The following is a 14,582-nucleotide window of genomic DNA, read 5'->3' as shown; positions in this document are numbered from 1 at the left end:
CATCGTCGGCTGCGCATTATAGCGGGCCATCGGGCCGGCCCGCGGCGAAGCGGATACAATGACGCCCCGTTGCGCAGCGCATGCGTGCGCCACCGCGCCGCACCGGCTCGCTCACGCACTGCGGCAGCTCCATGAACATGATCCACCGATGACGTACAGCCAAGAAACGCGCCGCGACGAAACACCGTGCCCATCCCGTCCAGGCAGGGGGCCACTGGTTCGCTGGTTCGTCGCCTCGGCGACCCTGAGCCTGCCGCAGGCCGCCGGCCCCGTGGCGTTCTCGCTGCTGGCGCTGTGGCTGACCGGCCAGACCAGCGGCGGCGCGGCGATGATCCTCGCCATGACCACGGCCCAGGTCATCGGCGTGATGCCGATTACCCGTTTCGGCGCCCGGTTCGGCGCCGTCAAGTTCCTGCGGGGGTTGGTGGCGCTGCGCTGCCTGGCGTTGCTGGCCATCGCGCTGGCCGGCTGGTGCCGGGCCCCGGTCGAGGTCATCATCGCCCTGGCCGCGCTGGCCGGGATGGTCAATGGCGCCGCGCACGGCTACGTGCGCGCCGCGCTCAACGACCTCGTCGCGCGCGACCAACTGCCGCGCGCACTGGGCATCGCCTCCACGCTCAATGAAATGACCTATGTGCTGGCGCCGGTGCTGGCGTCGATGCTGGGGGTGCTCTCGCCGGCCTTCGCGGTATGCGTCATCGCCGCGCTGGGCAGCTTGCCGGCCTGGCTGATCCCGGACACCGCGCCGCGCCCGGTCGATCCTGGCGCCATCGAGACCGGCCCCCTCTTCACACCGGCGCTCGCCCTGTGGCTGCTGTGCGCCATGGCCGGTGGCGCCACGGTGGCGGCCATCGAGATCGGCGCGGTGGCGCTGGCATTGACATTCGACCATGCGCCCGCCCACGCCGTGCTCTTCACCGTGCCCTTGTGCGTGGCGTCGGTGGCGGGTGGAATATGGGTAAGTGCACGCAACAAGCGGTCATCGCGCCGTCTGGTGCTGGCACAGCTGGCGCTGATGACCACCGGATCGCTGCTGGCGGCGCTGCAGTTGTCGCTGCCGCTCACCATTCTCGGCACGCTGATGATCGGCTGCGTCATCGCCCCCTTGAGCACCCATTACTCGCTGTCGCTGGACGCCCTGGCGCCGCCTCGGCGAAAAGCCGAGGTGTTCGCGCTGCAGCGCACCGCCAACGCGATCGGCATCATCCTCGCCAGCGCGCTGCTGACTGTCGCGCCCTTGACCGTCGCCTTGGCCAGCGTCACCGGCGTGGTGGCCTTGACCACCACCTGGATGGCGCTGGGCGTGATGGCCCAGCGCTGGCGCGGCTGGCGCCAGCGCTGAATTCAGGTCAGCGCCGGCAACGCATGGGGCGCCGCATCCCGCACGCCATGATCCTGGCGGATCTTGAACACCGACACCACCTTGAGCAAGCCTGTGGCCTGGTGCGCCAGCGACTGCGCCGCGGCGCTGGCCTCTTCGACCAGCGCGGCATTCTGCTGCGTCACCTGGTCCATCTGGACGATGGCGGTGTTGATCTGGTCGATGCCGTTGCTCTGCTCGGTCGATGCGGCGGCAATGTCGTTCATGATTTCGCTGAAGCGAAATACCGACGACACGATGCTGCTCATCTGCTGGCCGGTGTTGGCCACCAGTTCGGAGCCGGCCGCCACATGGCCGAGCGATTCACCGATGAGTTCCTTGATCTCCTTGGAGGCCACCGCGCTACGCTGCGCCAATGACCGCACTTCGCTGGCCACCACCGCAAAGCCGCGCCCTTGCTCGCCAGCCCGCGCCGCCTCCACGGCCGCGTTCAAGGCCAGGATATTGGTCTGGAACGCAATCCCCTCGATGACGCCGATGATGTCCGACATCTTTCCCGAACTGGCGGTGATGCGATCCATGGTCGCCACCACGCGATCGAAGGCCTGGCTGCCGGCGGTCGCGATCTCGGACGCGCCGGCCGACAGCTTGCGGGCCTCGGACGCGTGCTCGGTATTCTGGCGTACCGCGGTGGTGAGTTCTTCCATGCTGGCGGCGGTTTCCTCCAGCGACGCGGCCTGCTCTTCGGTGCGCTGCGACAGGTCGAAATTGCCCTGGGCGATCTGGCCGCTGGCCACCGAGATCGTCTCGGCCGACGACCGGATGCCATGGGCGATGACATTGAGCTGATGACGCATCAACTCGATGGAGGCCATCAGGCTGGAACTGTCGCCCTTGCGCAAGCGCACATTGGCCGTCAGGTCGCCGCTGGCGATATCCTTGGCCACCGCCTGCGCTTCGGACGGTTCGGCACCCAGTTGGCCGAGGATGCTACGCGAGATCAGGATCGCACCCACGATCCCGGTGATGGCGGCCACCAGCATGACGACGATGGTAAACAGGCGCAGCTCGGTATAGGTCGACCGGGCGGCCTCGGCGGCAGCCTGGTTGAGGTTCTCCTCGACTTCGGTCAGCTCGGTGAGCGACTTGATCCACGCCGCCTGCTTCGGGCGGACTTCGGAGATCAGGACCTTGATGGCCTCGGCGGTGTTGTTCTCCACGCCCAGTTGCAGCGCCTTGGCCATCAATGGCACGGTGGCGTTCTCGTCGGCCTTGATCTGGGCCAGCAGCTCCCGCTCCCGCGCCGTGGTGGACGACTCGGTGGCAAAGATCTTCTGCAATGCAGCAAAGGCCTCGCCATAGGCCTTATCCTGCTTGGCCAGGTTGTCGATCTCCGCCTGCGTGGCCACCGGGTCGTCCAGCAGGGCAATGTTGCGAATGATGATGGCGCGCGAACTCAAGGCATTGCGCAGTGCCCCGGCCAGCTTGGTCTCGACGTTGTTGACGTTGGTGATGTCACTGAGCGCATCATTGATCCTGGACATGCCGTACAGTCCAAGAACGGCAATGCTCAACAAGAAAACGATGATCAGGCCAAACCCGCAAGCCAACCTGGTGACTACCTTCAACTTACCCATCTTATGCCTCTTCTGAAATGGAATCGCGTCTCCCCCTTGAGCAGGAAAGACATCTCGGAACTCGCCAGGAAGACCAGCAGCAGGTAAGACCAGATTCTTTTTGTTGGTTGGCGATTTTGCTTTTATTAACTTTTACTTGGGGGGCCTTGTCCGATCTCGTCGGCAAGCAGGGACTACTTTAGAACTGCGGCCGCCCCGTCAATACGAGGATTAGCGAGATTTAAATTACGTATTTTTATTTATTTACGGTTTCTATTAACAGTCTTTCCAGATATCGGTCCGGATATGCATCACTAACTGCCCAGGGCGATGAATCAAGCCCGCCACTCTTGCACGCACGCCAACACTCGCCACCAATTCGTTAAAATTTAACAACGCTCATCAAGGCCGAGCGCCGCAATAGTCAACGTTTGTCCACCAGGTGGCGTTGTTGCACAAGCTATTGAAAGCGAAACCGGGCGGCTGGGTTAGAATTGCTCGCCGAAACGGGGTTGGGTCCCGGGTCAAAAAAATAAACTTCAGCGGGGGTAGTCATGCGTGATTCCAATGCCTTGCCACGGCGCAATTTTTTGCAGGCGGGGGCCGCCTTGTTGTACGCAGGCAGCTATCCCGGGTCGCTCAATGCAGCGCCGGCATTGCACTCGCCGAAGAACCTGCGCGCCTTGGGCCGCAGCCTGCACGGGCGCCTGGTACTGCCTGGCGAAATGGGCTATGCCATGGCGGCAGCGCCCAATAATGCGCGCTATGCCGATATATTGCCGCTGGCCGTGGCCATGTGCGCCGACGCCCACGATGTCCAGCTGTGCCTGCGCTGGGCCGCGGAGCATCGGCAGCAGTTCGCGATTCGCTCGGGCGGTCACAACTATGCAGGTTTTTCGACCACCAGGGGCTTGTTGATCGACGTCAAGGCGATGAACAAGGTCTGGTACGATCTCGACAAGAATCGCGGCTATATCCAGGCCGGCGCCTGCAACCAGGATATGGCCGATGCCTTCAGCGGCACCAACTTCGCCATCCCGTCCGGCCGTTGTCCCACGGTCGGCGCCAGCGGCCTGGTGCTCGGCGGCGGCTGGGGTTTCTCGGCCACCCACGCCGGCCTGACCTGCGACAGCCTGGTGCAAACCGATGTGGTCCTGGCCAACGGCCAGCATGTCAGCGTCGACGACCGCGGCGACTATCGTGACCTGTTCTGGGCGCTGCGCGGTGGTGGCGGCGGCAACTTCGGCGTCAATACCGCCTTCAGCTTCGAGCTGCACGAGGTCAAGGACGACGTCACCATCTTCAACATCGTGTGGCCGGGCGAAAAGCAGATCGAACTGCTGATGGCGCTGCAGGATATCCAGCGCAACCACGCCTGCCAGATCTCGACCCGCACCAAGGCCTACCCCGACGCGCCCGGCGCGCATCCCAAGCACGCCCAGCTGCTGGTGGCGACACTGGGCCAGTTCTTCGGCCCGCGCGAGAAAGCGCTCGAGGCGCTGGCGCCTGCGCTCAAGCTGGTCAAGCCGAGCAAGAGCGATATCCGCCAGATGAGTTACTGGCAGGCCCGCGACTACCTGATCACCGATGATCCGAACGGCATGTACGACGTGCGCTCCAGCTATGTCGCCGATGGCCTGCCGCGGGAAGCGCTGGAGCGGATGCTGCACTGGATGACGAAATGGCCGGGCGGATCGTTGCTGCCGCAGAACATGGGCATCCTGTTCGCCATCGGCGGCAAGGTCAGGGACGTGGCGTGCGACGCCACCGCCTATGTCCACCGCAACGCCAACTACATCTTCGAAATGGAAAGCGCCTGGGCGCCGATCGACAGCCCGGACGTCGTGCGCCGCCAGCAAGCCTGGCTGTCGGAGTATTTTGCCGCCATGCAGCCGTTCATGTTGCGCCAGTCGTACGTCAACTTCCCCAGCCGGGAGTTGCCACATTGGGCCAATGCCTATTACGGCACCAACCTGGCACGATTGATGCGTGTCAAAAAGAAATACGATCCCGGCAACCTCTTTACATTTGAGCAAAGCATACCGCCCGCTTAAGAACATGAATTTGCTCTCCAAGAATTCCCTGGCGGTACATCTACTACGCATCATCTTCGGCAGTTACTTTGTGGTCACCCTCATCGTTACCTGCCTGCAGCTGGCCGCCGAGTACCAGCACACCAAGACCGGTATCGACAGTGAATTGATGGCCATGGACTTGACCTTCGGTGCCAGCCTGGCCAGCGCCACCTGGCGCTTCCAGGGCGACGTGCAAAAGGCCACGCTGACCGGGATCAGCAATTTGCCGGTGGTCACCGGGGTCAAGATCGAAGACCCGCAGGGACGCCTGGTGCTGGCGCTGGGCAACATCTTCGACAGCGACGGCAAGCAGATCCACGTCGACGCCGATGGCGTGCGCAGCCCGGTGAGCGCGGGCTTTCTCAACGCCGCCATCGGTCACCACTTTCCCATCCTGTATCGCGACGAACATGACCGCAGCCATGACATCGGCTCCTGGACGGTGTATTCCAGCCGTCATGTGGTGGTCAAGAAAGTGGCCTACGGCTTCACCTTGATCCTGATCAACTCCATCATCAAGACCCTGGTGCTGTGGTTCATCTTCCTGTATGTGTTCCACCGCTGGCTGGGTGCGCCGATCACCAAGCTCAGCTCCTTCGTGCGCGAGCAGGACCTGAACCAGCCCGGTACCCGGCAAGGCATCGAGCTGCCGGGACGCAAGCGGCATGAGCTGCATTTCCTGGCCGAGGCGATCAACGCCATGCTGGCCAGCCTGAGACAGCACATGGCGCAGAACCGCGCGCTGTACGGCGAACTGGAACAGGAAAAGGAATCGCTGCGCGCCCTCAACAAGTCGCTGGAACTGCGCATCGCCGAACGTACCCGCGACCTGGCGCAGGCCAACGAGCAGCTCAGGTCGCTCAGCCTGACCGATGCCCTGACCGGCATTTCCAACCGCCGCTGCTTCGACCAGACCCTGGAGCAGGAATGGCGGCGCTGCGCCCGCAACGGCCGTCCCATGACGGTCGCCCTGTTCGACGTGGACTGGTTCAAGCACTACAACGACCACTACGGCCATATCGCCGGTGACGACGTATTGCGCCAGGTCGCCGGCATGCTGCAACAGAGCGTGGGGCGCGCGGGCGACACCGTGGCGCGCTATGGCGGCGAGGAATTCGCGCTGATCGCGTCCGACACCGATACCGGATCGGGACTCAATGTGGTGCACCGGATGTGCGATGCCATCTTTTCATTGAACATCCCGCATGCGCTGTCGACCTTCGAACGCATCACGGTCAGCGTCGGCGTGGCCAGTTGCGTGCCGCCGCTGCACGAGGGCAATGTCAGCATCCTGCTGCATGCGGCCGACGCGGCCCTGTATCGCGCCAAGCTGTCGGGTCGCAATCAGGTGCTGGTGGCGCAGTGGCCGCTGCCGGCGACGTTGAAGAAAGCAGGCGACGGTGCATAGGATCCTGCGGTGCCTGCTACCTGCCCTGTTCTCGAGCGCGCTCCATCCGGCGGTGGCGGCAGACCAGATCATCTGGGGCAAATACAATGTCCCGCCCTACATGATCCGCTCCGGGGAGTTTGCGCACCAGGGCATCTTCGACCAGACCCTGGACGTGCTCAAGGACCAGTTGCCCCAGTATGAGCATATCGAACTGGAAGCCCCCTTCCCGCGCATCAACAGCGAGATCAGGAAAGGCAGCCACTGGTGCTTCAACGGCACCCTGAAGACTGCGGAACGCGAAACCTATGGTTATCTCTCGCTGCCCAGCTCGATCTTCCTGCCGTTGCGCATCATCGTGCGGCGCGACCGCCTGGCGCAATTCAAGGGGCCGCTATCGCTACAGGCGCTGCTGCAGGACCACCAGTTGATCACCTCGGTGATGCGCGACCGCTCGTACAGCCCGACGGTGGACAAGTTGCTGGCCGCCTACCCGCCCAGGGAAAACTATTCCGAACAGGTCGAGGCGATCGGCATGCTGCTGGCCGGACGCATCGACTACATGATCGAATTGCCGCTGCTGGCGTCGGACCAGGCGCGCAACATGGGCCATGCGGGCGAACTGGTCGCCATCCCCATGCAGGAAGCGAACGAAGTCGTTTTCAACCGCGTGATGTGCGCCAGGAATGAATGGGGCCGCAAGCTCATCGAGCAGGTCAACCGGGTGCTCCTCGCCAATCGCGGCAAGGCCTATTACCGCAGCATCGTCGAGAAATGGCACGATCCCGAATCGGTGGCCGAGATCCGCAGGATCTACGACAGCGTGTTCCTCAAGACGCCGTGACGGCCATCAACTGGCGGCGATCCCGGCCAGGCGGGCGATCTCGGCGGCGCAGCGTTGCAGGTGCGGCAGGATGTCGAACAGGTCGTCCAGGCCATACCTGCCCTTGAGCGATGCGACCGTCAGCACCGCACGGGTGTGCGCCTCGGGGCTTCCCACCGGCACGCCCAGGTCGCGCCCGCCGATGAAGCGCAGGCCTTCGGCGTAGGCCCAGCCATCGCGCCGGATGTCGTCCAGGCGGGCCAGGAAGCGTTCGCGATCGGCCGCGCCCAGGCGCAGGTATTCACCGCGCGAAGAGAGAATGGCACCGCGTTCCTCGAGCGACGAATTGGCCAGCAGGACCTGCCCCGAGACGGTCTCGACCACCGAATGCAGCGAGCCCGTTTCCACCGACAGCCGCAACGGCATCGGACCATCGACCTGCGCCAGCACCAGCACCTGGTCACGATGCAGGATCGACAGGTGGCAGGATTCGCGCGCCTGCTCGGCGAACTCGCGCATCGGCAGTGCCGCGGCCTGCATCAATTGCTCATGGGGGGAATGGGTACGACTCAATTCGAACAGCTTGAGGGTCAGCACATACGCGCCGCTGGTATCGCGTCGCAGGTAGCCCCGCGCTTCGAGCGCACCCAGCAGGCGAAACAGTTCGCTGGCTTCGCGCCCCAGGGCCCTGGCGATCTGCGCCTGTGTCATCGGTACCGCCTGGGCCGACAGCAGCTCCAGCACATCCAGCGCCTTGTCCACCGCCGGGACCGCATACTTGGGGCGCCGCTGCGCCTCGTCGCCGGAGGCTTCCGGCGCGGATGATGTGGAACTGCTGCTGTTCATGGATGCGCATGCCGACAAGGTTTCGAAGACCTCGAATTATAGATGACCTTGCCCGCGCGCCGGCCGCAACGTCGCCAGCAGCACCACCGACAGGAAGCAAAGCAGCGCCACCGCGATGAAGCCGGCATTGGGCAGGTCGATCACCGATTCGGTATTGGCCATCACCTGCGGCGACACGAACGCCCCCAGGTTGCCGATGGAGACGATGAAGGCAATCCCGGCGGCGGCGCCGGTGCCGCCCAGGTAACGGGTCGGCAGGCTCCAGTACACCGGCTGCGACGAGGTCAGTGCCGGCACCGCGATGCAGCAGGCCAGCACCAGCAGCCAGGCGGTATCGATCCAGTAGATCGAGGCCAGCGCCAACGTGCCCACGGTGAGCATGGCGATGACCACGGTGCGATGGTTGTCGTGGCGGTCGGCATGGACACTGGCCAGTCGCGTGACGACGGCCGAGCACAGCCACGGGATGGCGGTCAGCAGGCCGACCGTGAAGTCGACCTTGCCCCCCATCAGCGAGGCCAGCTTGCCGGGCACATAGAAGGTCAGCGGCGCCACGCCCAGCTGGATGAAGAAGTACACGCCGATCAGCACCAGCACGCGGCGATCCTTGAGCACGGTCCAGGCGGTATGGTCGACACGGCTCAGCTTGTCGCGTTCCTCGGCTTGCAACACAGCGCTCAGCGCGCGTTTTTCATCCTCGCCCAGCCACTTGGCCTTGGCGGGGCTGCTATCGAGATAGAACAGCGCGACCACGCCGGTCACCGCAGCGGCCAGGCCCTCGACCATGAACATCCACTGCCAGTTGCGCAGCCCGAACATATCCTCGTGCCCCAGCAGCCAACCCGACAGTGGACCGCCGATGACCAGCGACAAGGGCACGCCCAGGTAGAACAGGCCGGTGGCGCGTGCACGTTGGCGGGCCGGGAACCAATAGGTCAGGTACAACAGCACGCCGGGATAGAAGCCGGCTTCGCAAACCCCCAGCAGGAAACGCAGGATGTACAGCGAAGTCGGTGTGTGGGCGAAGATCATCGCCGCCGACACCAGGCCCCAGCTGATCATGATGCGGGCCAGCCAGAGCCGGGCACCCACGCGCATCATGATCAGGTTGCTGGGCACCTCGAACAGCGCATAGCCGATGAAGAAGATACCGGCGCCCAATGCGTAGGCGGCGTTGCTGATGCCGGTGTCGGCCTGGTAGGCGACCTTGGCGAAACCGATATTGGCCCGGTCCAGGAAGGCCAGGATCAGCATCAGCGCCAGGAAGGGAAGCAGTCGCACCGTCGCTTTCGCCACGGCGCGATCCACCACGAGTTTGTCTCCGTTTGTCATTGTTATACCTTTTATGATGCGGCCAGATGATAGGACAGCATGGCGCCCCGGCCGCAAGCGCCTGCCGCACGCGGGTCACTGCAGGGCCATGCGGCGCTCCACCAGATGCAGGTGCTGGCACGCCAGGACGGTCTCCTGGCGCTGGTTGAGCACGGTCACCGTTTCCACCACGATGCCATGCGTGCCGCGCTTGGCGTGGTCGCGCTTGTCGGTGATCTCTACCCGCGCATATAGTGTGTCGCCAATGAAGACCGGCTTGACGAAGCGCAGCGCATCGTAGCCATACGACATCGCGCGCGGGTTGATGACATTGGCGGTAAGGCCGATGCCGACACTGAACACCAGCGTGCCGTGGGCAATGCGCTGGCCGAAATCCTGGGTGGCGCACCAGGCCGCATCCATATGGTGTGGAAAGAAGTCGCCGGTCTGGCCGGCATGCATGACGATGTCGGCTTCGGTGATGGTGCGGCCGGTGCTGTGGCGCCCGGCGCCGATGACATAGTCTTCGAAGAACTGTTCGTGGGTCATGTGCGCTCTCTCTATCCTGGTGTGTATCACTGGCCCTTGGCCGGCAGGTCGTACTGGCGCGCCACGGCCTGGTTGTCCGCGCCCAGCGCAGGGGCACCGCGCCGATTGAAGATGCGCTGGCCATCGATGCGGATCGGGCAACGCGTGGTCTGCATCACCGCCCCGCTGGCGCTTTCGATGGACTGGGTCATGCCCAGCGTGGTGAAGCCGGGGTGCCGGACCAGCTCCGGCCAGGCCATCACCTGCGCCGCCCAGACGCCGGCCGGCTCCAGCAGCGCCAGCCAATGGGTAGTGCCCCGGGTCGCCAGGTGCTGCTGCAGGCAATCCTTCAACGCATCGCGATGACGCAGCAAGCCGCCAGCGCGCTCGGCGGCGGCTGCCTGCTGCGCCAGCGCCGGGCAATCGATCAGCGCGGCAAGCTTGTCCAGTGGCGTCATGGCCACCGCCATGAAACCGTCGGCGGTACGGTAGATGCCATAGGGCGGGTTGGCATGCACGTTGGCGTGGTTGTGCGCACCGCGCACGGGGGCCGCGCCGTCGCTGTTGAGAAACGCGGTCAGCGGTTCGAACTGCAGGTCCAGCGCCGACTCCAGCAAGCTCACCTCGACCTTGCCGCCACGCCCGGTGCGCGTACGGCGCAACAGGGCCGCCATGATCGCCTGCACCAGATGGGCGCCGGTCAGCACATCGACCACCGACACCCCCGCCGGCACTGGTGGCCCATCGCCGTCGGCACCGCCGTCGCCGGACAGCCAGGCCAGCCCCGACAGCGACTGCACCAGCAGGTCCTGGCCCGGCTTGTCGCGCCACGGCCCGCTGTCGCCATAGCCGCTGACTACGGCATACACCAGGCGCGGATTGATGCGCGCCACCTGCTCGACATCGAGCCCGATGCGTTCCATGACCCCGGGGCGGAAGTTATGGATCAGCACATCGGCACGCGCGATCAAGGCCTTGACCTGCTGCAGGCTGGCCGGGTCCTTGAGGTCGGCCGCGAAGCTGCGCTTGCCACGGTTGATCGTGTGAAACAGCGCGCTGTCGCCCTCGACATACTGGTCGGCCAGCACCAGGCTGCGGCACAGGTCGCCGCCGTCCGGGCGTTCGACCTTGATCACGTCCGCCCCCAGGTCCGCCAGCCGCATGGCACACGACGGCCCCGCCAGGAACTGGCTCAGGTCCAGCACCACGGTGCCTGCCAGCGGCAGGTCCAGGTCTTCCGACGCTGTCCCTTCTTCCTCGAAACTCGTTTTCATATAAATATGATGTTGATATGCGTTTTATTAATTTAATTAAAAAAACAATTTAACGCTATATATTTTTACTGGTGAAGATTAAATTTATATACGATAATTTTTATCAAACGATCTCGCGGCAGGCCTGCCGCATGGATAATCCCTGCGCAATTCCTGCCGGGCAACCTTGGAGACAAGCAAAAAATGAGCAGCACATTGAAGGGCATGACCTGGAACCATGCGCGCGGAATCGACCCGCTGGTGGCCGCCAGCGCCGCATGGCACGCCAACGGCGGCAGCGCGATCGACTGGGAGAGCCGCTCGCTGCAGGACTTCGAGACCTTTCCGGTGGAGCAGTTGGCGCGGCAATACGACCTGATCGTCATCGACCACCCGCATGTGGGCCAGATCACCCGCGAACATTGCCTGCAGCCGTTCGATGAGCAGCGCCTGGCCGGGATCGCCAGCGGTTCGGTCGGCGCTTCATTCGAGAGTTACCACTGGCAGGGCCAGCAGTGGGCGTTGCCGGTCGATGCCGCCACGCAGGTGATGGCCTGGCGCGCCGACCTGCTGGCGCGTGCGCCCGCCACCTGGGACGAGGTCATGGCACTGGCGCTGGCCAAGCGCGTCGCCATTCCGATGCGCGCGCCGCATTCGCTGATGTCGCTCTACACCTTGTGCGGGCAATTGGGCGCCCCTGGTCGCGTCGAAGGCCCCGACCTGTTCGATGCTGCCGCGGCCACGCGCGCCTACGGCTGGCTGCAGCGGCTGGTGGCGCAGGTCGGCCCGCAGTGTTTCGACTACGATCCGATCGCGGTCTTCGAACTGATGGCGCAACCGGACTGCGTGATCGCCTGTGCCCCGCTCGCCTACGGCTATATCAACTATGCGCTGGAAGGTTTTCGCCCGGCCCGCCTGCACTTCACCGATATCCCCTCGCTGGAAGGCAGCGGCCCCGACGGCTCGGCACTGGGCGGCACCGGCCTGGCGGTATCGGCCTACAGCCAGCATATCGGGCAGGCCACCGAATTCGCGCTCTGGGTTGCCGGCGCCAGCGCGCAGAAAGACCTCTATGCGCGCTCGGGTGGCCAGGCAGGACACAGCGCGGCGTGGGATGCCGACGCCCCCAATGCGCTGTCGGCCGACTTCTATCGTGCCACGCGCGCCACCCTGGACGGCGCCTGGGTGCGCCCTCGGCACGACGGCTACATGGCCTACCAGCAGGCAGCATCCGAGCGGCTCAACGCCGGCCTGCAGCGGGGCGAGCCGGGCGACGGCGTCATTGCCGAACTCAACCTCATGTTCCGGGAGAGCCTGCGATGACAGCGGCGCGAGCACCGAACCGGGGACCGTTGAGCGGCTTGCTGGTGCTGGACATGGCGCAGTTCCTGTCCGGCCCGTCGGCTGCCTTGCGCCTGGCCGACCTGGGCGCCCGCGTGATCAAGGTCGAGCGCAGCGGGACCGGCGACATCTGCCGCACCCTGTACCTGACCGATACCGATGTCGACGGCGACTCGACGCTGTTTCATGCCATCAATCGCAACAAGGAAAGCCTGGCGCTGGACCTCAAGACCGAGCACGGCCTGGCGGCGCTGAAGAAGCTGGTCACGCGCGCCGACGTACTGGTCCACAACTTCCGCCCGGGCGTCATCGATCGCCTGGGGCTGGACTACGACACCGTCAAGGGCCTCAATGCACGCCTGGTGTACGCCGGCATTTCCGGCTATGGCGAAAGCGGCGACTGGGCGCAACTGCCGGGACAGGACCTGCTGGCGCAGTCCTTGTCGGGCGTGACCTGGCTCAATGGCCATGACGGCGACGGCCCGGTGCCACTGGGATTGTCGATTGCCGACATGCTGGCCGGGCACATCCTGACCGAAGGCATCCTGGCGGCGCTGGTCCGGCGCGGCATCACGGGCCAGGGCGCGCAGGTGCAGACCAGCCTGCTGGAAGCGTTGATCGACCTCCAGTTCGAATTGCTGACCACCTACATGAATGACGGCCAGCGGATCCCGCAGCGTGCGCAGTTCCGCAATGCCAACGCCTACCTGGCCGCGCCTTACGGCCTCTACCCCACCGCCGATGGCTACCTGGCGCTGGCCATGATGCCGCTGCAGAAACTGGCCGGCATCCTGCAATTGCCGCAACTCGATGCCTACAGCGCCGAGGACGCCTTCAGCAAGCGCGACGAGATCAAGCGGCTGATTGCCTCGCAGCTGGTGCGGCAATCCACGCAGCATTGGCTGGCCAGGCTGCAGCCGCAAGACGTCTGGTGCGCCGAGGTGCTGGACTGGCCGCGGCTGCTCGAGAGCGACGCCTTCGGCCGGCTCGGGATGACGCAATGGGTGCAGCGCGGCGATGGCGCACGGCTGAGGACAACGCGCAGCCCGGTGCGCATCGATGGCATCCGCCCCGAGAACGGTCGCGCCGCGCCCCAGGTCGGGGAACATACCGACGCGTTGGTGGCGGAGTTCGACCTGGACGCGAGGCGCTGAGGCAGGCCTCAGCCCGGGTCGATCCGCTGGCGCGCGGCCCGATACTCGGCCTCCAGCTGGTCGACAATCCGCGCCGCCGGCGTCACCGAGTCGATGCTGCCGATACCCTGCCCGCTGCCCCAGATGTCTTTCCAGCGCTTCGGCTTGCCGAAGTCCATGGCAGACTTGTCGGCCGGCTCGAGATGGTCGGGATCGAGCCCGGCGGCCTCGATGCTGGGTTTCAGGTAATTGCCCGGCACGCCCGAAAAATACGGCGTGTACACGATGTCGGCAGCGCTGCCGGCGACGATCATCTGCTTGTGGCCGTCACTGGCCAGCGATTCCTGCGCGACGATGAAACGCGTGCCCATATAGGCCAGGTCGCAGCCCAGCGCCTGCGCCGCCAGGATGCCTGCGCCGCTGCCGATGGCACCGGCCAGCACCAGCAGGCCATCGAAGATCGGCCGCACCTCGCCCGCCAGCGCGAACGGGCTCAAGGCCCCGGCATGACCACCGGCACCCGCGCACACCAGGATCAGGCCGTCGACGCCGGCGCCGATGGCCTTCCTGGCGTGCCGCAGCGTGGTGACGTCGTGCAGCACGATGCCACCATAGGCATGCACTTGCTGCACCACCTGGTCCGGTGCATGCAGCGAGGTGATCACGATCGGCACCCGGTGGCGCACGCAGGTGGCCAGGTCTTCTTGCAAGCGCTGGTTCGACTGGTGCACGATCAGGTTCACCGCATAAGGGGCGACGGTCGCCCCGGGGTGTGCCAGGCGATAGTCGGACAAGGCGCCCTCGATCTCGGTCAGCCAGGCATCGAGTTGCTCCTGCGGTCGCGCATTCAACGCCGGGAAGGCGCCGACCACGCCCGCGCAGCACTGGGCGATCACCAGCGCCGGCCCGGACACCAGGAACATCGGCGAGCCGATGACCGGCAGGGGC

The 14,582-nt window shown here is 64.9% G+C and carries 12 protein-coding genes; 6 read left to right on the top strand and 6 right to left on the bottom strand.

Translation table 11 applies throughout. The features are described 5' to 3' along the window. Positions 1 to 148 precede the first annotated feature (148 nt). Positions 149 to 1,342, top strand: coding sequence for an MFS transporter (locus PMI40_RS17240; protein WP_008117911.1), 1,194 nt, complete (start codon positions 149 to 151; stop codon positions 1,340 to 1,342). A 2-nt stretch (positions 1,343 to 1,344) separates the two neighbouring features. On the opposite strand, the gene PMI40_RS17235 is transcribed toward PMI40_RS17240, so the two are convergent. Then, entirely contained in the window at positions 1,345 to 2,958 is a 1,614-nt protein-coding gene (locus PMI40_RS17235) for a methyl-accepting chemotaxis protein (RefSeq protein ID WP_008117909.1), read from the bottom strand. Between the two features lie 533 nt (positions 2,959 to 3,491). Between PMI40_RS17235 and PMI40_RS17230 the strand changes: the two genes are divergently transcribed. Genes PMI40_RS17230 through PMI40_RS17220 form a run of 3 tightly spaced genes read left to right on the top strand, consistent with a single transcriptional unit; the run spans position 3,492 to position 7,243 of the window. Further along, entirely contained in the window at positions 3,492 to 4,991 is a 1,500-nt protein-coding gene (locus PMI40_RS17230; RefSeq protein WP_008117907.1) for an FAD-binding oxidoreductase, read from the top strand. A 4-nt stretch (positions 4,992 to 4,995) separates the two neighbouring features. After that, positions 4,996 to 6,420, top strand: coding sequence for a GGDEF domain-containing protein (locus PMI40_RS17225; RefSeq protein WP_008117905.1), 1,425 nt, complete (start codon positions 4,996 to 4,998; stop codon positions 6,418 to 6,420). Continuing rightward, on the top strand, positions 6,413 to 7,243 hold the full coding sequence (locus PMI40_RS17220; RefSeq protein ID WP_008117903.1) for a hypothetical protein: 831 nt from the start codon (positions 6,413 to 6,415) through the stop codon (positions 7,241 to 7,243). The genes PMI40_RS17225 and PMI40_RS17220 overlap by 8 nt, the downstream gene beginning before the upstream one ends. A gap of 6 nt (positions 7,244 to 7,249) precedes the next feature. Here the strand turns inward: PMI40_RS17220 and PMI40_RS17215 are convergent, their stop codons facing one another. The 4 genes from PMI40_RS17215 to PMI40_RS17200 form a co-directional block, all read right to left on the bottom strand. Next, positions 7,250 to 8,068 (bottom strand): IclR family transcriptional regulator, encoded by an 819-nt coding sequence (locus PMI40_RS17215; protein ID WP_008117901.1) that lies wholly within the window; start codon positions 8,066 to 8,068, stop codon positions 7,250 to 7,252. Positions 8,069 to 8,104: 36 nt separating this feature from the next. Beyond that, on the bottom strand, positions 8,105 to 9,400 hold the full coding sequence (locus PMI40_RS17210; RefSeq protein ID WP_008117899.1) for an MFS transporter: 1,296 nt from the start codon (positions 9,398 to 9,400) through the stop codon (positions 8,105 to 8,107). Positions 9,401 to 9,475: 75 nt separating this feature from the next. Next, on the bottom strand, positions 9,476 to 9,928 hold the full coding sequence (locus tag PMI40_RS17205; RefSeq protein ID WP_008117896.1) for a MaoC/PaaZ C-terminal domain-containing protein: 453 nt from the start codon (positions 9,926 to 9,928) through the stop codon (positions 9,476 to 9,478). A gap of 26 nt (positions 9,929 to 9,954) precedes the next feature. Next, positions 9,955 to 11,181, bottom strand: a complete 1,227-nt coding sequence (locus PMI40_RS17200; protein ID WP_008117893.1) for a CaiB/BaiF CoA-transferase family protein — start codon at positions 11,179 to 11,181, stop codon at positions 9,955 to 9,957. Positions 11,182 to 11,364: 183 nt separating this feature from the next. Here PMI40_RS17200 and PMI40_RS17195 point away from each other — a divergent pair, with 183 nt between their 5' ends. Both PMI40_RS17195 and PMI40_RS17190 read left to right on the top strand, forming a co-directional pair. Then, positions 11,365 to 12,483, top strand: coding sequence for an extracellular solute-binding protein (locus PMI40_RS17195; RefSeq protein ID WP_008117891.1), 1,119 nt, complete (start codon positions 11,365 to 11,367; stop codon positions 12,481 to 12,483). Continuing rightward, the gene (locus tag PMI40_RS17190; protein ID WP_008117889.1) at positions 12,480 to 13,655 is read left to right on the top strand and encodes a CaiB/BaiF CoA-transferase family protein; all 1,176 of its coding nucleotides are present in this window, start codon (positions 12,480 to 12,482) and stop codon (positions 13,653 to 13,655) included. The genes PMI40_RS17195 and PMI40_RS17190 overlap by 4 nt, the downstream gene beginning before the upstream one ends. 8 nt (positions 13,656 to 13,663) lie before the next feature. On the opposite strand, the gene PMI40_RS17185 is transcribed toward PMI40_RS17190, so the two are convergent. Continuing rightward, the gene (locus PMI40_RS17185; protein WP_238540973.1) at positions 13,664 to 14,578 is read right to left on the bottom strand and encodes a nitronate monooxygenase family protein; all 915 of its coding nucleotides are present in this window, start codon (positions 14,576 to 14,578) and stop codon (positions 13,664 to 13,666) included. Positions 14,579 to 14,582: the final 4 nt, after the last annotated feature.

Source organism: Herbaspirillum sp. YR522, assembly GCF_000282575.1.
Taxonomy (GTDB): Bacteria; Pseudomonadota; Gammaproteobacteria; order Burkholderiales; family Burkholderiaceae_D; genus Herbaspirillum.
Note: the sequence above shows the minus strand (reverse complement) of the source record. Positions and strands in the feature narration are given on the sequence as shown.